General features: G+C 52.5%; 24 protein-coding genes and 3 pseudogenes. 12 read left to right on the top strand and 15 right to left on the bottom strand.

Features of this window, described 5'->3' with window-relative positions:
* Positions 1 to 181: 181 nt before the first annotated feature.
* Positions 182 to 460 carry a peptidylprolyl isomerase gene (locus CH74_RS02065; RefSeq protein ID WP_048305814.1) on the bottom strand — a complete coding sequence of 93 codons (279 nt, stop codon included), beginning with the start codon at positions 458 to 460 and terminating at the stop codon, positions 182 to 184.
* Between the two features lie 164 nt (positions 461 to 624).
* On the bottom strand, positions 625 to 969 hold the full coding sequence (locus CH74_RS02060; RefSeq protein ID WP_048305813.1) for a hypothetical protein: 345 nt from the start codon (positions 967 to 969) through the stop codon (positions 625 to 627).
* A 118-nt stretch (positions 970 to 1,087) separates the two neighbouring features.
* Here CH74_RS02060 and CH74_RS02055 point away from each other — a divergent pair, with 118 nt between their 5' ends.
* From CH74_RS02055 to CH74_RS02045, 3 genes are all read left to right on the top strand, one after another.
* Complete coding sequence (locus CH74_RS02055; RefSeq protein ID WP_048305812.1) at positions 1,088 to 1,708, top strand: rhomboid family intramembrane serine protease; 621 nt, start codon at positions 1,088 to 1,090, stop codon at positions 1,706 to 1,708.
* Between the two features lie 57 nt (positions 1,709 to 1,765).
* On the top strand, positions 1,766 to 2,143 hold the full coding sequence (locus CH74_RS02050; protein WP_216594690.1) for an NUDIX hydrolase: 378 nt from the start codon (positions 1,766 to 1,768) through the stop codon (positions 2,141 to 2,143).
* A 132-nt stretch (positions 2,144 to 2,275) separates the two neighbouring features.
* Positions 2,276 to 2,815 (top strand): DsrE family protein, encoded by a 540-nt coding sequence (locus CH74_RS02045; protein ID WP_053070594.1) that lies wholly within the window; start codon positions 2,276 to 2,278, stop codon positions 2,813 to 2,815.
* A gap of 83 nt (positions 2,816 to 2,898) precedes the next feature.
* Here CH74_RS02045 and CH74_RS19245 read toward each other — a convergent pair whose 3' ends face one another.
* From CH74_RS19245 to CH74_RS02015, 7 genes are all read right to left on the bottom strand, one after another.
* Entirely contained in the window at positions 2,899 to 3,072 is a 174-nt protein-coding gene (locus tag CH74_RS19245; RefSeq protein ID WP_253272897.1) for a YetF domain-containing protein, read from the bottom strand.
* Positions 3,069 to 3,431 (bottom strand): DUF421 domain-containing protein, encoded by a 363-nt coding sequence (locus CH74_RS02040; RefSeq protein WP_253272896.1) that lies wholly within the window; start codon positions 3,429 to 3,431, stop codon positions 3,069 to 3,071. The genes CH74_RS19245 and CH74_RS02040 overlap by 4 nt, the downstream gene beginning before the upstream one ends.
* Before the next feature lie 103 nt (positions 3,432 to 3,534).
* Entirely contained in the window at positions 3,535 to 4,134 is a 600-nt protein-coding gene (locus CH74_RS02035; RefSeq protein ID WP_301280843.1) for a carbonic anhydrase, read from the bottom strand.
* Positions 4,135 to 4,404: 270 nt separating this feature from the next.
* Positions 4,405 to 4,674: a hypothetical protein gene (locus tag CH74_RS02030; RefSeq protein ID WP_048305810.1), complete on the bottom strand. Its 270-nt coding sequence runs from the start codon at positions 4,672 to 4,674 to the stop codon at positions 4,405 to 4,407.
* Entirely contained in the window at positions 4,664 to 4,927 is a 264-nt protein-coding gene (locus tag CH74_RS02025; protein WP_048305809.1) for a BrnT family toxin, read from the bottom strand. The genes CH74_RS02030 and CH74_RS02025 overlap by 11 nt, the downstream gene beginning before the upstream one ends.
* Positions 4,928 to 5,066: 139 nt before the next feature.
* The gene (locus CH74_RS02020; RefSeq protein WP_048305808.1) at positions 5,067 to 5,330 is read right to left on the bottom strand and encodes a Txe/YoeB family addiction module toxin; all 264 of its coding nucleotides are present in this window, start codon (positions 5,328 to 5,330) and stop codon (positions 5,067 to 5,069) included.
* Positions 5,327 to 5,569 (bottom strand): type II toxin-antitoxin system Phd/YefM family antitoxin, encoded by a 243-nt coding sequence (locus CH74_RS02015; protein WP_048305807.1) that lies wholly within the window; start codon positions 5,567 to 5,569, stop codon positions 5,327 to 5,329. Before CH74_RS02015 ends, CH74_RS02020 begins: the two co-directional genes overlap by 4 nt.
* An 84-nt stretch (positions 5,570 to 5,653) precedes the next feature.
* Here CH74_RS02015 and CH74_RS19900 point away from each other — a divergent pair, with 84 nt between their 5' ends.
* The 5 genes from CH74_RS19900 to CH74_RS01995 all read left to right on the top strand — a co-directional run bounded on the left by CH74_RS19900 (position 5,654) and on the right by CH74_RS01995 (position 7,179).
* On the top strand, positions 5,654 to 5,776 hold the full coding sequence (locus CH74_RS19900; RefSeq protein WP_082140253.1) for a type II toxin-antitoxin system ParD family antitoxin: 123 nt from the start codon (positions 5,654 to 5,656) through the stop codon (positions 5,774 to 5,776).
* A 53-nt stretch (positions 5,777 to 5,829) separates the two neighbouring features.
* Positions 5,830 to 6,141: a BrnT family toxin gene (locus CH74_RS02010; RefSeq protein WP_048305806.1), complete on the top strand. Its 312-nt coding sequence runs from the start codon at positions 5,830 to 5,832 to the stop codon at positions 6,139 to 6,141.
* Positions 6,116 to 6,391: a BrnA antitoxin family protein gene (locus CH74_RS02005; protein ID WP_048305805.1), complete on the top strand. Its 276-nt coding sequence runs from the start codon at positions 6,116 to 6,118 to the stop codon at positions 6,389 to 6,391. Before CH74_RS02010 ends, CH74_RS02005 begins: the two co-directional genes overlap by 26 nt.
* Before the next feature lie 252 nt (positions 6,392 to 6,643).
* Positions 6,644 to 6,883 carry a type II toxin-antitoxin system ParD family antitoxin gene (locus tag CH74_RS02000; protein ID WP_048305804.1) on the top strand — a complete coding sequence of 80 codons (240 nt, stop codon included), beginning with the start codon at positions 6,644 to 6,646 and terminating at the stop codon, positions 6,881 to 6,883.
* Positions 6,883 to 7,179 carry a type II toxin-antitoxin system RelE/ParE family toxin gene (locus CH74_RS01995; protein ID WP_048305803.1) on the top strand — a complete coding sequence of 99 codons (297 nt, stop codon included), beginning with the start codon at positions 6,883 to 6,885 and terminating at the stop codon, positions 7,177 to 7,179. The genes CH74_RS02000 and CH74_RS01995 overlap by 1 nt, the downstream gene beginning before the upstream one ends.
* Before the next feature lie 122 nt (positions 7,180 to 7,301).
* On the opposite strand, the gene CH74_RS01990 is transcribed toward CH74_RS01995, so the two are convergent.
* The 5 genes and pseudogenes from CH74_RS01990 to CH74_RS18060 all read right to left on the bottom strand — a co-directional run bounded on the left by CH74_RS01990 (position 7,302) and on the right by CH74_RS18060 (position 10,311).
* A complete protein-coding gene (locus tag CH74_RS01990; protein WP_048305802.1) occupies positions 7,302 to 7,571 on the bottom strand; it encodes a hypothetical protein in 270 nt (89 codons plus the stop codon).
* A gap of 71 nt (positions 7,572 to 7,642) precedes the next feature.
* Positions 7,643 to 8,626, bottom strand: coding sequence for a GTP pyrophosphokinase family protein (locus CH74_RS01985; RefSeq protein ID WP_048305801.1), 984 nt, complete (start codon positions 8,624 to 8,626; stop codon positions 7,643 to 7,645).
* A complete protein-coding gene (locus CH74_RS01980) occupies positions 8,623 to 9,702 on the bottom strand; it encodes a nucleoid-associated protein (RefSeq protein WP_216594687.1) in 1,080 nt (359 codons plus the stop codon). The genes CH74_RS01985 and CH74_RS01980 overlap by 4 nt, the downstream gene beginning before the upstream one ends.
* Positions 9,703 to 9,815: 113 nt before the next feature.
* A pseudogene (locus tag CH74_RS01975) lies at positions 9,816 to 10,070 on the bottom strand (IS3 family transposase); the annotation flags it as partial.
* Positions 10,006 to 10,311 carry a DinB family protein gene (locus tag CH74_RS18060; protein ID WP_253272901.1) on the bottom strand — a complete coding sequence of 102 codons (306 nt, stop codon included), beginning with the start codon at positions 10,309 to 10,311 and terminating at the stop codon, positions 10,006 to 10,008. The gene CH74_RS18060 and the pseudogene CH74_RS01975, both read right to left, overlap by 65 nt.
* Positions 10,312 to 11,061: 750 nt before the next feature.
* On the opposite strand from CH74_RS18060, the pseudogene CH74_RS01970 reads away from it, so the two are divergent.
* Together CH74_RS01970 and CH74_RS19240 are read left to right on the top strand one after the other, a co-directional pair.
* Positions 11,062 to 11,511: pseudogene (locus CH74_RS01970) on the top strand (IS630 family transposase); the annotation flags it as partial.
* Positions 11,495 to 12,013, top strand: a pseudogene (locus CH74_RS19240) (IS630 family transposase). The pseudogenes CH74_RS01970 and CH74_RS19240, both read left to right, overlap by 17 nt.
* 105 nt (positions 12,014 to 12,118) lie before the next feature.
* On the opposite strand, the gene CH74_RS01965 reads toward CH74_RS19240, so the two are convergent.
* Positions 12,119 to 12,778 carry an HNH endonuclease gene (locus CH74_RS01965; RefSeq protein WP_048305798.1) on the bottom strand — a complete coding sequence of 220 codons (660 nt, stop codon included), beginning with the start codon at positions 12,776 to 12,778 and terminating at the stop codon, positions 12,119 to 12,121.
* 264 nt (positions 12,779 to 13,042) lie between these two features.
* Here CH74_RS01965 and metG point away from each other — a divergent pair, with 264 nt between their 5' ends.
* Both metG and CH74_RS01955 read left to right on the top strand, forming a co-directional pair.
* Positions 13,043 to 15,085: a methionine--tRNA ligase gene (gene metG / locus CH74_RS01960; protein WP_048305797.1), complete on the top strand. Its 2,043-nt coding sequence runs from the start codon at positions 13,043 to 13,045 to the stop codon at positions 15,083 to 15,085.
* Between the two features lie 402 nt (positions 15,086 to 15,487).
* Entirely contained in the window at positions 15,488 to 16,435 is a 948-nt protein-coding gene (locus CH74_RS01955) for a GTP-binding protein (RefSeq protein ID WP_048305796.1), read from the top strand.
* Positions 16,436 to 16,448 lie beyond the last annotated feature (13 nt).

The raw sequence follows: 16,448 nt of genomic DNA, 5'->3' as shown, positions 1-16,448 counted from the left end.
AAAAGCGTCAAGACGGTCAAGGCGCCGGCGCCCTCTTCTGCTTCAAAGCCGGCACCGGTCAAACGACCCGAGGCTGAGGCCGACGTCGAGGAATGGAGTGACTTCTGAGTTTTATACTGGGCAGTCAATGCAAAACGCCTGGTCACATGACCAGTGTTTTGCGTTCAAGACGACAGCAGCTTCAGGAGCGGTCAGTCACTTCCAGCAAATGGTAACCAAACTGAGTCTTGATCGGACCGTGCACGGTGTTGAGTTCATCATTGAATACTACCTTGTCGAACTCCGGCACCATCTGACCCTGGGTAAAGGTGCCCAGATCGCCGCCACTACGCCCGGAGGGACAGGTGGAATGCTCTTTTGCCACCTCGGCGAAATCGCGTCCGTTCTCGATTTCAGTCTTGAGTTCCTGACATTTTTCTTCGCTATCCACCAGAATGTGACGCGCACTTGCTTGAGCCATCGTGATACTCCTTTGTTTATTGTCCGAGCGGGGGTTGGATAGAGAATCCTGACGCCATGAGGATGCGCTGACAAGCCTTTACTCTCAAAGCAGCCTCTTGAAGCAGCCGTGCCCAGGCTCACATCCCCCACCGGCTGCCCTCAATTGACGCCGATAGGCTTTGTTCATTCCAGGTCGTCGATTGCTACGATATGCTCTATTTCCAGTTTGCGTCCTTCCTTCTGCCCATAGTGGAACCGACCGATGATGCGAACCTGCTCACCGAGGTAGGGCACAATGCGCTCCTGGGGAAACACTTCCACCCGGTTCAGGCCCTCATCCTCGATCCAATAGTGACGCGGCGTCTCGAAGGTGCGCACTACCCCTTGGGTGGCGACGGGCTTGTCTTCGTAAGCCGCTGGTTGCGACGCCAATATCGACAATGGCACTTCGGCGGGCTTTTCATCGGCGCAGGCCACCAGAATGGCCAACAACATGCCGATAAGCCATCCTTTGCGGCGCATATGCATAATCAGCTCCCGCGCAATCGAACACTCAAAAAACCTATCTTCAACATACGCACAAGACCGCACCCGCACAATCTGACACCATGATGGCATCGAATCACCCTCTCGCGGAGACCCGTTCATGCTGGATCTGACCCAGACGCCGATCACCCTGGCGCTGCTCGTCATCAATATCGTCGTTAGTCTCTATGTGCTGAAAAGCCGCCCTCAGCTCATCGCACGTCTGGCCTTTCGTCCTGAGCGCATTCTGCGTCATGGCGAAATCTACCGGCTGGTGACCGCAGGCTTCGTGCACGTCAACGGCGCCCACTTGCTGGTCAACATGCTGACGCTTTATTTCTTTGGCCCTTGGCTCGAGATCGTTTTAGGCCCTGTTGGCTATCTGATTCTCTACTTCGGCTCTGAACTCTCGGCTCATGGACTGTCGCTGATCATCCAGCGTGGCAACCCTCGCTATTCAGCGGTCGGCGCTTCCGGCGCCATCACCGGTGTGCTTTTCGCCTTCTGTTTGTACGAACCCTTTCGGATGCTGTATCTCTTCTTTGCCATTCCCATTCCCGCCATTCTGTTCGCCATCGGTTTCGTGGCGCTCTCGCTCTACGCCATGCAGAATCGCGGCCCGAATCAGGTCGGCGGTCTCGCTCACGAGGCGCATCTTGGTGGCGCCATCGGCGGTGTCGTGATTACCCTTCTGATTGATCCTCGTGCCCTCCATCTGTTTCTCCAGCAAATAGGCATCTGATATGCACGCAACTCCCAAACCCGCAGCGCTGGCAGTCGTTCTAAACGGGCAGGACGCCTGCTGGTCCGGCGCAGAAACGAACCAGATGCGGGGCTCTGGGGATTCCCCGGAGGGCGCATCGAATCCGGTGAAACCGTATTCGAATGTGCAACCCGAGAGCTGGCCGAAGAAACCGATGTTCATGCCGCTGCCCAGTCTTATTTGACGACGATCGATGTCATACGCCGAGAAAACGACGAGGTGACATTTCACTACGTATTGACTGCGGTGCTTTGCGATTATCTTTCTGGAACCCCGCAGGCAGCGGACGACGCCATGGAGGCGGCCTGGATCAAGCTTGCAGATATTGCCGAGGGCAGGCTCTCATTGAGCGAGCATGCGGCTGGCGTTGCGCGACTGGCGTTGAAAGCTCGCCAAGGTTCTGTCGATTCTTGAAGCGCAGGCGCGCTCTTGACATGAAAGCGAAAGGAACTAGGCTTCTGGTTATTAGCAAGTTAATTTATTCAGGCTCGCAATAGGGATGTACCGGGTTTCTAGGTACGGGATAGCAAACATGGAGGTATGAAGATGTCGATATTCAAAACGTTGGCTGTATTGGTCGTTTCACTGGGCGTCAGCAGCGGTGCTCTCGCGGCGGATTGGACCACGCCGTTGATCGAAGGCTACGGCAAGATCAAATACGATGAAAACGCCAAGATGCAGCCCAGCCAAGACCAGCAGTACAAGGTCGTGTTCAGCGTGGATGGGGACAAACAGACGGATGGTGTGAACGCTGAACTATGGCACGTAGCCCGCTTCATGAACCTGATGAGCGCTGCTGACGTGCCGCCCGAAAACGTTCACGCGGTTGCCGTGATTCATGGCTCCGCCACCCCTATTGCCATGACCGACGAGCTTTACCAGCAGCGCAACGACGCATCCAATCCCAACCTGGAACTGATGAAAAGACTCACGGACAACGGCGTAAAAATCTATCTATGCGATCAGGCTGCCGCCGGTTTCGATATCGACCCTGATACTCAGGTCAATGAGTATGTGGAACCAGTGGTATCGGCATTGATCGCCATCCCGCAACTGCAACTTGATGGCTATGCACTGATGCCTTGAATGACTTGGCAACCCATACAAAAAAGAGCGCCTGAGCGCTCTTTTTTGTGTTTGCTGAAACAGATCGTTGCTCAGCGCTTTCGTTATATCTGCTGACTGCCCGGCACCATGACATCTTCGAGGCTGGATTGCTTGGGCGTGGTGGCGTTGCTCATCACGCTGAACGATCCATCGGTTTCCAGCACCACCGCCTGCACCTCGCTCATATCAATCAGCCCGGAAGCGCGAACCGCTGCCTGTAGTTCATCCTGGGTCACTCGAGCTTGCGCAAGGCATCCGGCAGCGCTTGCCCTTGGTAGAACAGCAAGGCCGGCTCACCGGTCACCAACTGGCGCACCCAGCTCATCCGCACACTGGACCAGGTCACGGCGTACTGCATACCGATGAGCAGCGCCAGTGCCAAGGCCCCTTGAAACAGCGTGACGCTCTTGCTGAGGATGATACTGGCAAGCACCGAGCCCAGCGCCACGGTCACTACCAGATCGAAGGCATTCATCTTCGCCAAGGTTCGACGCCCGGAAATGCGCAACAAGGCAACCAGCGTGATATAGCCGATTACCGCCGAGACCGCGACCCGGAAAAGCGCCGGCCATCCGCTGAAGAAAATATCATCCATGAGTGTTTCCCACCTGATAGTTGAGCCCTCAGTGTAGCTGAAGGTCGATCGGGCAATGTTGGGTATCGGCACTGTCCAACGATGACTCGTCGTTCAAGAAGATTCACTGCAGGACAGGCCGCGCGTTGACCGGCTGAAGTGGACGATTGTTAGGCTCATGCAGCACGTCCGCAAAATGCTCGATCTGCTCTTTCGATGCGGTGACCGGCTGCTTCATTACCAGCCAGCGCACGCCTTGAGTGCAGGGCGGCGTGGTCAAAGAGCCATTGAAGCGGTAGTAGTCCCGATCCGATGGCAGAATGTCGTCCGCGCTCAGGCTGGATTGTAGCGTCTTCTCTTCGCCTGCCTGCTCCGGCATGCTGGACCAGGCTTGCTCAAGCCCTTCATTCGCCCCACCCTCTTCGAACATCACCGCCACCACCGCCAAGTCGCCCTCATCGCTTGCATGCACAAGATGCGCTTCCAGCGGATAGGACTTGCCCTCGATATGATTCTCGCTCGGCGCATGGAAGTGAAGCTGCTTTAGCTCAAAACTCGTGCCGTCGACTTTGATACTGCTGCCAGAGGCATAGTTCACCTGCACGGTATGACCGTTATTGAGAATCTCCTGACCACCCTCTTGGTAGTCGAAGGCTATTGGCTCAAGCTCCGCCTCGATAAACCCGGTCAGATTGATCGGTGACTGATTCTTTCCCTCGCAAATGGAGTGATCCGAACTCAGCTGAGCCTAGTTCTCTGGCCCTTTTTCACCGGAGTAGCCCCACTCTACTTTCTCATCGGCACTCGCTGCGCCTGCCATCAACAACGCCACGCTCAGGCAAATTGCTCTTTTCATGAAAACCTTCCCGGTAAGCATTACGGATATTCGAAGGGGACCAAGCCTAAGCGAGGTTGGATTGGACGGCAATGCGGGGGAGTGTTGCGGGTAAGGATGAAGCCCTGCTGCTCCACGGTGGTATTTTGTGATGCTTCGCTAATGGGTACCATTTGCAGCGTCATTATTGGGCGGTCTGCTAGAGGCTTCAGCCCGAAGGCGCTCAACCAGCCAGACCTTGATGATCGACTGCCGTGTAACACCAATACGGGCCGCTTCCCGGTCTAAAGACTCAACCACCCAGGATGGAAAATCGACGTTGATGCGCTTGCTCTCCTGGCTCACCCTGCGCGCGGTCGAAAGATCAAGGTCATCAACGATATCCTCTTTATTGTCATCAAATTTTTTATCGAAATTCTTAGCTTTCATACAGTTCTACCTCTTTCTTGCGAGACCGCCTGACAGAAATCAGGCGGACACGCATGCCCCGGTACGTGACGACAGCAGACCAATGTTTTTCACCTATCCGGCCGATGAGAAGGAATCGTTGCTCATCTTCCGATTTGGCCTGGATTTCCAGAAGATCCGGATCCTTCCATAGCTCCTGAGCGGCCTGGAAGTCGATTCCATGCTTTTCCAGATTGGCCTGACTCTTGTCGTCATCGAACTCAACATCATTCATGAGTATAAATTATTCTCTTTTTACTCAATCAGCAAGGTAGGAGGAGCAATAGGCAGTAACTGCTAACGTGGAATACAGCGGTAGTCTGTACAACGCAAAGCGGAGGGAAGGATATCCGCACGACGGGGCTGATTATGCATTATTCGTAGTGGCTCCAGAGTCGAAGAACCTTCACTACTCTCTCGTCATCGAGCACTTGGTAAACAAGGCGGTGCTGGATATTTACCCTGCGTGAATAAGCTCCCGCCAGATCGCCAACCAGTTTTTCAAACGGGGGAGGCTTTCGATATGGATCTTCGGAGATTAGAACAAGCAGTTCCTGTGCTTTTGACTTCAGGCCGCTGGACGCCAGCTTCTTAGCGTCCTTTTGAGCCTGCTTGGTGTAAACCAACTTCCATGTCACCAGCCCAGCTCCTCCTGGCACTCATCGACCGAGGTATCCATGCCCTCACGAATCGATTCACGCATGCCGGGCACCGATAACAGGAACAATGTTTCCTGGATTGCCGCCCAATCTTCCTCAGAAACCAATACCGCCCTGTTCCGCTTGCCCATGATCAACACCGGCTGATGAGACTCTGCTGTTTCGTCAATAAGCCGATAAAGATTGCTACGCGCCTCGGTTGCGGTGATTCCAGTCATGACGCACCTCTGGTTGATTCAAATCATCACTATCGTACGTTATTAAGTACGCACGTCAATACGTACGCTTAATATAACGCCAGCATCACTCTAGGCCAGCATTTTGATACGTTCATTGCCGAACAGCTCAAGAGCGGCCGATACAGCTCTACCTCTTTCTTGCAAGACCGTATGACAGAAATCAGGCGGACACACATGTCCTGGTAAGTGACAACGTTAGCGCTGATTGACGGGTGTGTATATGTTGATAATATACAAACATGATTGATCGGGCGCAAATAACGGGCTTTGACTGGGACGAAGGCAATTCGCGCAAGAACGCGGAAAAGCACGGCGTTGGCCAGTCCGAAGCAGAGGAAATATTTTTCAATGAGCCGCTTCTGGTGCTGGAAGACAGCAAGCACAGCCAAAAGGAAGCCCGGTATCACGCCCTTGGCGAAACCGACGACGCACGTTTATTGCATATCACCTTCACATTGAAAGGTGACGGCACTCTGGTCCAAGTGATTTCCGCTCGTGATATGCACCGCAAAGAGAGGGCAATTTATGAGCAAATTGAAAAAGATGCCTGAATTCACAACCGAAGCAGAGGAAAGAGAGTTCTGGGAAAGCCATGATTCCACTGAGTACGTGGACTGGAGTCGCGCTCAACCGGTTTCTTTTCCAAAACTGAAGCCCTCAACCAAGACAATATCGCTCCGCTTGCCGGAAACACTGCTTGATCGTATCAAAATCGAAGCGAACAAACGTGACATGCCTTATCAGTCACTGATCAAAGCCTGGCTTTCGGAAGATGTGGAGGAAAAACGCCGCGCCCGATAACGTGCTAACGGAGCGGCGTACAGCGGCCTGTTAGCCGACAGAGGCATATGGAGAGGGCCGGCGTCGGTGGCCTTAGCAGAGTTCATGCACTTTTGCCTTAAGGCACTGAACGCCGATTTTTTAGCACCTTTTCAAGTCTGCTTGACATAAATCAAATTTCATCTCACCAGTCAAACCCCTCATCGCAGGAATTGCATGGTCATGCACCCTGCACCAAAATATACCAATTATTGGTACTGACGAGATGGCGCCATGCAAAAGAACACCAGCATCACTCTAGGCCAACATTTTGATGCGTTCATTGCGGAACAGCTCAAGAACGGCCGATACAGTTCAACCAGCGAGGTTGTACGGGCAGGATTGCGCCTGCTCGAGGAATCCGAAACCCGCTTGATCACACTGCGAAAATTACTCAAGGAAGGCGAAGATAGTGGTTTTGAAGACTACTCCTATGACTCATTCATTGATGAACTGGATAATGAAACTCGCTGATGCCGAATTTCAAGCTTTCCAAGAAGGCCAAGGCTGATCTCAAAACCATTGCGCGCTACACGGAGCGTAAATGGGGGCGCGAACAACGAAACCACTACGTTCTTCAGTTTGATCAGTGCTTTCATCTTCTCGGCGAAAACCCGAACCTGGGTCGAACATGTGATGAAATAAGTACTGGCTACCGTCAGCATACCCAAGAAAGCCATATCATTTTTTACCGGCAAGGTCCGGAAGATGTTGTGGAAATCATCCGTATCCTGCACAAACGCGTGTTGCCTGAAGGCCATTTGCTGTAGGGCATAACGCTTTTATTTAGCGGCGACTACGGAGCGCAGCGTAGTAGGTGTCCGGTGTAGGGCCATCAGGTCCGGAACAAACTGCAATAAGTGGTTAGGAATTTGCGGCATCTTTGGGTAGCTCAACCCAGAGAGATAGAAGCCAAAGCGCCTAATGCTGAGATCGCGACGCCGACCAGTAAGACAACTAGTGATATCTTTGCAGCCCACATCCACCCGCTCGGCACTTCGACCATCAAAGTGCCCTCAATGTAAGCATCTTTGTTTTCTGATATTTTTAATCCGAGGAAGGAGAACAAGCCGAGGACGGCACTCCCAAATATTTGAAGGGCCGCGCCCACTAAAACCACGTTAAAGACGTTTTCTTGTACGAAAACCCAAATGTTCTCCATTTCAGACCCTTATCCCCAATATTTTTACTTTCCTAACAGCAATTAGGCTATGTCGGCAACTAGGCAAAACTCTATTCATCCCAGGTGCTGACACCCATATCATTCGCCAGCGGATTTAAAGTTTCTTTTGGCAAAGGCCAGTCGCTCAATAAACGCTTTCTTTTCTTTTTTAATAGCCAGTATACGAAAAGAACCACACTTTGCTGATACAGATTACCCTTCATATATCGAGACTTAATTGTTTCAGGAATATGCGGATTATTTTCAACTAAATCTTGGATACTGTCAATTAAATCCTGATTCAAAAACTGTTCAAATGCATCCCATATCACGATCGATGATTTCTGATTATGGGGCTTATACCCCGTAATACTACAGTAAATTCCATCTAATCTTTCGGGAATGGCGTGCTCTTCTAGCGGGCCAAAATTCAACTGTTTCGTAACATCGACAAAAAAGTCGTCGGTTGTTTCAATAAGGGCCATGCTTTTGGCCACAGTTCTGTGCACAGCAGGCTGTACGGCTCTTTTAGATTTGTAGATTGCGTCATGGGTCAGTTCTGCGTGTGCATGCTGTAAGAGAGTCCTAATTTGTACTTCGCAAGGAGTAGAGCAAGGAATCGTAACCCCATCAAATTCAAGATCAGACTTTGGACAAAGAATATAATGTACCGACTGATAGGTGAACAACAAAGGATCATTTTTTCGATCTTCATCAAAATGTTTGCACCTATCAAATTGCCATGCACCGGAGCTCTCAATCATTCGGCATATTTTGGCTATATCTTCTAAGAGCAATACGACAAAGCGTGAACCAACCTTATCTTCAATTTGACTGTAAGGGTCCGAGTAATTTTTCCCGCTACGATAGAAAGCCTTATCAATTAAAGAGCCATCATCTTTAAGCCTGAAGCTAGGCGGAATCTTAAAAAATTCGTTAGATTTTATATCGTCATCTTCAATATAATTAATGATTTTATCAACAACGTACTTACCCCAAGCCCTGTAAACAGGCTTTTCTTCATCCCATGTCTTTCTAAAGTCGGATTCATTCATTCTTGCCGAGTTATCCTGTCTTTGATGATGACTTTAGTCCAGGTCTGAGGAGTTCCCGATTCGTCTGGATCACCTTCAATTGATTCAATTTTAACGTAGTTCTTGAAAACTTCTGACGGTGCAGTGATCTTAACATTCTTGCTAAAATCAACCTTTCTAAATTTAAGCTTCGATTCTATATGAGCATTATCCTTAGTGAATGAAGAGCTAGGGATACCGGCCTCTTCCATATGCGCGTTAAATGAATCTTGGGTGTCTACATCGAAATAGCTTGACGCAAAGTCAGATGGTGTTATTGTCGAAGAGGTATCAACTTTCATGTAGGTAGTCAGCGCATTATAAAGATCACTCTTCTTTTCAGAGGAAGCGTCTAGGTGATCAATAAAAGAGCTTGCTGAATCATAGAATTTCTTAGTTGTTCTGGCACTGGTTTCTGGATAACCACAGCCTAAAAAATCAGAGTAAAAATATTGAGCTGCCGCCTTTCCGTCCGTTTGGCTTATTTGATAGTCCGATATCATAACAGCCCATTTATCATTTAGATCTTGGCTACCATTGTCAATACCATCTTTTTCAAAAAACGAAGCGGTCTTATATAGCCTTGTTCCTGGTGTCAGCAAAAGTTCCTGAACAAACTTTAAAGATATTTCTTGAGTGGTGAGATCTTCATGTTTTTCATAGCCGCTATGAATTTCCGCCTTAATGACACCCAAGAACCTCTTTTGCAGATAACCTTGTTTTCCAGTGAAAACGACTAATATACCACCAGGAATGGATTTTCGTTGCTGAGCATCAGTTAGCTTTTTAGCAAAATCATAAGACGAAACTGCAAAGTTCGCGTCATCCTCAGATATGATGCTTTCTACAATGTGTGGCAAGTCTCCTTTTCCTTGATCCACTATTTGCATTTGGACAGCCTTTGAGCCTTCACCAAGTGCATCTCTTATTCTCGATTTGAATTCCTCCATAGCGCTGCTATCGAATCTTGTATATTCATGGCTTTGCAAAGGCTCTACTTTGCTTCCATCTTGATCTCTTCGATAAACTTGATGGATTATTATTCTATCGATAGTCATGTTCACTAATTGCATTGCCACCTCTGATGGTAGTGTTCATCGACTTTTTCAGCCTAACGCCGCCAGCAGGCTAAATCGCCCCGGGTCTGCTAGATACCCATCAGGCTCTGGAACTAACGCCGTTCATACTCAAAGGGTGATAGATCATCACTCGTCCCATGACGGCGCTTTGAGTTGTAGAACATCTCGATATAATCGAACACATCGCTTCTGGCAGCTTCCCGAGTCGGATAGATTCGCCGCTTGATCCGTTCACGCTTGAGGAGTTGGAAGAAGCTTTCGGCGACAGCGTTGTCGTGGCAGTTATCTCGACGGCTCATGCTGCCCACCAGTTGATTGACCTTCAGAAAGCTCTGCCAGTCGGTGCTCAGATAAGCCACCAAGATCTTTAAAGACCATCTGATCTAGGCCAGTCGGATTTTGAAGATTAGCGACCTCCCGCAACGACACTAGGCAGGACGGATGTGTAGCAAAGCGTTTGAGCCAGATGGTATCGCCAACAAGGATGTGGTTAAGAGTTCCAAGAACTGAGCCAAAAAAGGCCCCACGGTCTTTCACCAATCCTGCCGCAGAGAGTTGTCCCGCAGCCTCATAAACCTTCGAGTTCATCCACTGATTGTAGGTGGCTAGCAATTCAAAGTGTTCTTTCAGGCTCATCTGAGTTTCTTCTCATGTATAACAGCAAGTTAGTTAGACCGCTTCGATACTGCGGAAATCCGACCGCTTCATGATTACGGTTTCTGACTCCCAATAGTGTCCACCTAAAAATTCATAAAACAACAACTCATGCCGCCACCCTGCTGGCTGCTACGTAATCATTTGACTGCTGTGATTTGCTCACGCAATAGTACTGTATAAAAACGCGCACTCGACAGGAGTCACGTCCATGCTTGGGAACCGCCTTCAACTAAGCGACCAGGCCTGTGCCGCCATTGGTCTTCGCCAAGGAAAATAGACTGAACGGACAGCCAGCTTATTGAACATCATGTTGGTGACTGCTCCGCCCACGCTACCGCCACAGGAAGTCATAGCGCATTCGCACGCCCTCCTGTCGCTTTTCTATTCATCATGTCGCCACGCTGCAGAGACATTTTTATGTAAAACATATATAAATATATTAGGTATTGGCAGTAGCGTCTTAATTTTTTGAATAAATCTTGATCGAAGGCAACAGTGCTGGCCGCTTGTGCGACCCTCTTCCACGGTGCAGCTGGCTGCGAAGTGCAGGGTTTTGGTTATTACTGACGATACAGGAACTTCATAATGGCATGCCTGTCGACCGAGAACATGCTCTGACATGTTATCGTTATGCTACACGACTCCGCTGACACCTATCGTCGCTAGCTCGCCGTCAAGTGGGTCGAGGACGGTATGAGCCAAACGGAAGCCGCTCGACGCCTGGAGGTCACCCAAGGCGCTGTCAGCCAATGGGTTGCCCGGGCGCGTGAGGGCGGCGAAGACGCCCTCAAGACACAACCGCGCTCCGGTCGACCGCCACGTCTTCCCGCTGAACTCGTGCCTCGGGTGTTGGCGGCATTAGAGGCCTTGGGCCCGGAAGGCTTCGGCTACGACGACCAACGTTGGACGACGCAACGTATCGCCGATGCCATCGCGCGGCTGACCGATGTCCGTTACAGCACCTCGAAGATCAGTGACCTGCTCCGGCAGTGGGGCTGGTCCTGGCAGGTGCCCAAACGCCGGGATAGTCGACGCGACGAGGCCACCATCGACCACTGGCGAGAGCAGCTCTGGCCAGAATTAAAAAAAACAGGCCGAGGCCCGGAGCGAGACGCTGATCTTCGTCGATGAATCGAGCTTTCATCTCTGCTCGCCTCATCTGAAGACGTTTGCCCCGGTGGGCAAGACCCCGGTCGTCAAGGGCAGGCGCGGCCAGTCGCCGCGCCACATGGTGATCGGCGCCGCCTCGACCGAGGGGCGCTGCTATTTTCAGTGGACGTCAAGCACGGTGAAAGAAAGCGATATTGTGGCCTTTCTGAAGACGTTGCTGCGCTATTGACCGGGCAAGCTGTGTATCGTCTGGGACAACGCGCCGGTACACCGCTGTCGCGCCGTGCGTGATTTACTGCGCCAACCAAAGGTCCAAGACCGACTGCGCCTGGTCGCGTTGCCGCCTTATGCGCCCGAGCTGAATCCCATCGAAGCGGTGTGGAGCTGGCTGAAGCGCCGCTGTGCCAATCGGGCGTTCAGAAATGTCCTGGCGCTGGGCGAGTGGTTATGCCGCGCTACCCGATGGATCAAACGCTATCGTGACTGGGTTCGGCGAATTCTGCGAGCCTCACCTATTCATTAAGGAGTTTATGGAAGATCAGTAGCTATGCTTTAGGTTCGACTCATCTGACCTTGGCGGTTTGTAATCTAAGGTTCGCACCTCAGCGGTGAAAATTGACCACACCCTTCAAGCAGTAAAAGAAAAGCTCTTCCTTCCCAGCGGCATTAGCCGAGACAATCCATCCCAGTCGTCGACTATGGGCTCATACTTCATAGGGTTTTCAATCTGTACTTCTTCAAGCGTCCATTGATTGCGTCCGAACTGACATGGGCCGCAGGCAGTGACCAAGTTTTCGGGCTCGTTACCACCGCCCCGGCTGTAAGGCAGCAAATGATCAATGGACCCGGTCAACGTTGAGATGCCGAAGTGGTTGTCCTCATTGATTCGGCTCTTTCTTGCCTGTTCCGGAAGAAATTTTGCGAATACCTTGTGGGCTTCTTTGACGACAATGCGCGACTGACAGAATCGGCATCGATAGCCATCTCTGGCAAAAATAGCCCTCGACTCTGACAGGCTAGGCATTCGGGGCCTATTCTCTTTTGGCACCGGATCGAAAACCGGGTTTTTTGACTGGCGGTGGATTTCTAGCTTGATTGGACCTGCAATAAGAAAGGCAAACTCACGCAGTGGCCGCAGGTCTGCTTGAACCAGGCATTCCCCACAGTTTTCAAGATCCCCTGCTATCAAAAAATCTGCTGCTTGCGACAGCAAGTCAGCCGCCTTTTCAAACTCCGGAATCGCAGGTAAAAACGATCTGCGTATCATTTTTATAGATGCCTTATGCACTTGTTGAATTCCTGTTCTAGATAGCTGTCATCACGCTCGAGACGTTTTCACAAAGCGCTATGAATACTGTATCGACAGGCCTGAAAAGTCCTTGAACATGCATAAACAGCAATGTGTCATGCAATTGATGCTGTCGAGCCTGAGAGGATGATTCGAAGCGACGAGTAGAACCCCCCACGGATGCACCCAGCCGCCAAGCGGGCTACAATCGGCCTTTCGTCCTCGTGACGCTCATTCCCTTTCGATTCAGTCACTAGAGCCACCATGCCGACTACCGCCAATGCCAAGCGCAAGATCCTGGTCACCAGCGCCCTGCCCTACGCCAACGGCTCGATTCACCTAGGCCATTTACTTGAGTACATCCAGACCGATATCTGGGTGCGCTTTCAGAAAAGCCGTGGCCATGATTGCTACTACGTCTGTGCCGATGATGCTCACGGCACCGCCATCATGCTGCGGGCCGAACAGGAAGGCGTGACGCCGGAGCAGTTGATCGCTCGGGTGTCTGAGGAGCATCAGGCGGATTTCGCGCGCTTTAATGTGGCCTTCGATAACTATCACTCAACCCATTCCGAAGAGAATCGCCTTCACAGCGAGCGCATCTATATCGCGCTGCGCGATGCGGGCCACATCGCGACTCGGGACATCGAGCAGATGTACGACCCTGTGAAGGGCTTGTTCCTGGCGGATCGCTTCATCAAGGGCACCTGCCCGAAGTGCAAGACGCCGGATCAGTACGGCGACAACTGCGAGGCCTGCAGCGCCACTTATACCCCGGCGGAGTTGATCGATCCGGTCTCGGCGATTTCCGGCGCCACGCCGGAAGTGCGCAGCTCGACTCACTACTTTTTCAAGCTGCCGGATTTCGAGGCGTTCCTGAAACAGTGGATTCAGGGTGGCCACGTGCAGCCGCAGATCGCCAACAAGCTGCAGGAGTGGTTCGAGTCCGGGTTGAACGAATGGGATATCTCTCGGGACGCGCCGTATTTTGGCTTCGAGATTCCGGATGCGCCGGGCAAGTATTTCTATGTGTGGCTGGACGCGCCGATCGGTTATCTAGCCAGCTTCCAGAACCTGTGCGACCGGGAAGGCATCGACTTCGACAGTTACTGGAAGAAGGACTCGGAGGCCGAGGTCTATCACTTCATTGGCAAGGACATTGTCTACTTCCACGCGCTGTTCTGGCCGGCCATGCTCGAAGGTGCGGGGCTGCGCACCCCTACCGGTGTGCATTGCCATGGCTTCGTCACCGTCAATGGGGCGAAGATGTCCAAGTCCCGGGGCACCTTCATCAAGGCAGGCACCTACGCCGAGTATCTGAATCCGGAATACCTGCGCTACTACTTCGCTGCCAAGCTCACTTCCGGGGTCGACGATCTGGACTTGAACCTGGAGGACTTCGCCTACCGGGTGAACTCGGATCTGGTAGGCAAGGTAGTCAACATCGCCAGCCGCTGCGCGGGCTTCGTCAAGAAGCTGGGGGATGGCACGCTCTCCGCTGACTGCGCCGAGCCCGACTTGATGCAGCGCTTTATCGACGCCGGCGAGGCCATCGCCGAGGATTACGATAGCCGTGAGTTCGGGCGCGGCATGCGCCGGATCATGGAGCTGGCGGACGAAGCGAATACTTACATCGCCGAAAAGGAACCCTGGGTGCTGGCCAAGCAGGAAGGCCGCGAACAGGAGGTGCTGGATATCTGCTCCGTGGGTATCAATCTTTTCCGCCAGCTGATGGTCTATCTCGCCCCGGTGGTACCCAAGATGGCCGAGGATGCCCGGGCGTTTCTCAATCTGGAATCCCTGGATTGGCAGAGCCGCGAAGCCGTGCTGAAAGGCCACACCATCAACAAGTTCAAGCCGCTGATGACCCGCATCGAGCGCGACAAGATCGATGCGATGATCGAGGCCTCCAAGGAAGACCTGGCGGAGGAGAAGAAATTGAAAGAAACCCCCAGGGGCCCGTTGACGGACAACCCCATCGCCGAAGAGATCGCTTTCGAGGATTTTGCCAAGGTCGATCTGCGTATCGTGCGCATCGCCAAGGCGGAGTATGTCGAAGGCGCCGACAAGCTGCTAAAGCTCACGCTGGATCTGGGCGGCGAGACGCGCACAGTGTTCTCCGGCATTCGCTCGGCCTATGCTCCGGAAGCCTTGGAAGGCATGTTGACGGTGATGGTCGCCAACCTGGCGCCGCGTAAGATGCGCTTTGGCGTGTCGGAAGGCATGGTACTGGCAGCAGGCAACGGCGACGGCATCTACCTGCTGGAGCCGCACTCCGGCGTGGAACCTGGAAGCCGCGTGACCTGAGATCTGGGCCCTAGAGACCTTGACGAGCGCGCCGGGCCTTCGGCGCGTCTTGTTTTGCTCTTCTTTAGGCGTACTTCACGCGTACTCCCGATTGTTCCTTGTTTTTAGTTTCTTACGCCTCGTCTATTTCACGCCAATAATGCTTACCCACGTTGACAGACACCAATCGCTCTGTTGTTATTGAGACTCAATAGGGGATTTGACACAGCTTGCAGCCCTACTTTGTTCAACTGCTAAAGCGGAGCATCATATGCACTCCATTTCTGAATTTGCCTCCAGCGCCGACTCGCGTTTATCCACTGTCTACGACCTTCAATTCGATGCTACGCCTTCGCGTAAAAAGCCGGTGAAACGTCGTAAATCTCCCCCGTATCAACACAATCAGCCACTCCAGAGGTCTTCTTGAACTCATCGCCTGTTTCGATCGGCGTGACCGTGATCGCAGGTTTTCTGGGTTCCGGCAAGACCACCTTGATCAATCACCTGTTGACGCATGCCGATGGGCGTCGCCTGGCAATCATGGTGAATGATTTTGGTGCGCTCAATATCGATCGCGAACTGATCAGTGAAGAAGAGGAAGGACTGATTTCTCTGAGCAACGGCTGCGTATGCTGCAACTTGCAGGGTGAGCTGGCTAGCAGCATCGAGGGGCTGCTTATCAATCGTGGCGAGCGGCTCGATCATGTATTGATCGAATGTAGCGGCGTCTCGGACCCAGCCCGGGTGGTCAGCGTACTGGGCTACCCCTCGCTGCGGCGGCGCTGTCATCTGGATGCGGTAATGACGTTGATCGATCTGTCCAGATCCCTGAATTCAAGCCAAGGGGAACTGCGTGCACTGCTGCAATCGCAGATCGCCTGCGCCGACTGGCTGATATTGAACAAGGCCGACCAGGCCTTGCCGGGTATCCACGCAGAACTAAAGGAAAATTGGCTGCTGCCCAATGCGCGGGTGATTGAAACCGAGCAGGCCCGCCTGCCTCCGGAGTTGGTCTTCTGGCGCAGCGACGCGCCGGTGAGTCTCGAACCCTCCGCCAAGGATGCCATTCATCACCATACCGGTATTGCCGAGCTGGGGCTGTCCAGCCATAGCTTCGAGCATCGAGGCGCCATGGACGGCGCCAAGCTGTCCAAATTGCTGCAAGGATTGCCAGGGGCCATCCTGCGCATCAAGGGTGTGGTTCAGTTAGAAGATGAGCGGCAACTGGAACTGCAGCGCGCCGCCGGCCAGCTCGAGACCCGCCCGTTTCCCCATCGCGACACGCCGGGCACGCGTCTGGTATTCATCGGCCAGACCGCGGAATGCGACTGGCCGGCGCTCGATCGCGACTTGCAGGCACTGACCCGTTAATCGACCCGCCGTG

The sequence above is a fragment of the Halomonas sp. PR-M31 genome, assembly GCF_001039575.1.
In the GTDB taxonomy this organism is placed as follows: Bacteria; Pseudomonadota; Gammaproteobacteria; order Pseudomonadales; family Halomonadaceae; genus Modicisalibacter.
Note: the sequence above shows the minus strand (reverse complement) of the source record. Positions and strands in the feature narration are given on the sequence as shown.

Coding starts and splice junctions, on each gene's coding strand:
- CH74_RS18060 (WP_253272901.1), bottom strand. CDS start 10,311: ATGAACTCGAAGGTTTATGAGGCTGCGGGACAACTCTCTGCGGCAGGA.
- CH74_RS02030 (WP_048305810.1), bottom strand. CDS start 4,674: ATGAAAGCTAAGAATTTCGATAAAAAATTTGATGACAATAAAGAGGAT.
- CH74_RS01995 (WP_048305803.1), top strand. CDS start 6,883: ATGCCGAATTTCAAGCTTTCCAAGAAGGCCAAGGCTGATCTCAAAACC.
- CH74_RS01980 (WP_216594687.1), bottom strand. CDS start 9,702: ATGACTATCGATAGAATAATAATCCATCAAGTTTATCGAAGAGATCAA.
- CH74_RS02015 (WP_048305807.1), bottom strand. CDS start 5,569: ATGACTGGAATCACCGCAACCGAGGCGCGTAGCAATCTTTATCGGCTT.
- CH74_RS02040 (WP_253272896.1), bottom strand. CDS start 3,431: ATGGATGATATTTTCTTCAGCGGATGGCCGGCGCTTTTCCGGGTCGCG.
- CH74_RS02025 (WP_048305809.1), bottom strand. CDS start 4,927: ATGAATGATGTTGAGTTCGATGACGACAAGAGTCAGGCCAATCTGGAA.
- CH74_RS02055 (WP_048305812.1), top strand. CDS start 1,088: ATGCTGGATCTGACCCAGACGCCGATCACCCTGGCGCTGCTCGTCATC.
- metG (WP_048305797.1), top strand. CDS start 13,043: ATGCCGACTACCGCCAATGCCAAGCGCAAGATCCTGGTCACCAGCGCC.
- CH74_RS01985 (WP_048305801.1), bottom strand. CDS start 8,626: ATGAATGAATCCGACTTTAGAAAGACATGGGATGAAGAAAAGCCTGTT.
- CH74_RS02045 (WP_053070594.1), top strand. CDS start 2,276: ATGTCGATATTCAAAACGTTGGCTGTATTGGTCGTTTCACTGGGCGTC.
- CH74_RS02060 (WP_048305813.1), bottom strand. CDS start 969: ATGCATATGCGCCGCAAAGGATGGCTTATCGGCATGTTGTTGGCCATT.
- CH74_RS02010 (WP_048305806.1), top strand. CDS start 5,830: ATGATTGATCGGGCGCAAATAACGGGCTTTGACTGGGACGAAGGCAAT.
- CH74_RS01990 (WP_048305802.1), bottom strand. CDS start 7,571: ATGGAGAACATTTGGGTTTTCGTACAAGAAAACGTCTTTAACGTGGTT.
- CH74_RS02065 (WP_048305814.1), bottom strand. CDS start 460: ATGGCTCAAGCAAGTGCGCGTCACATTCTGGTGGATAGCGAAGAAAAA.
- CH74_RS02000 (WP_048305804.1), top strand. CDS start 6,644: ATGCAAAAGAACACCAGCATCACTCTAGGCCAACATTTTGATGCGTTC.
- CH74_RS02005 (WP_048305805.1), top strand. CDS start 6,116: ATGAGCAAATTGAAAAAGATGCCTGAATTCACAACCGAAGCAGAGGAA.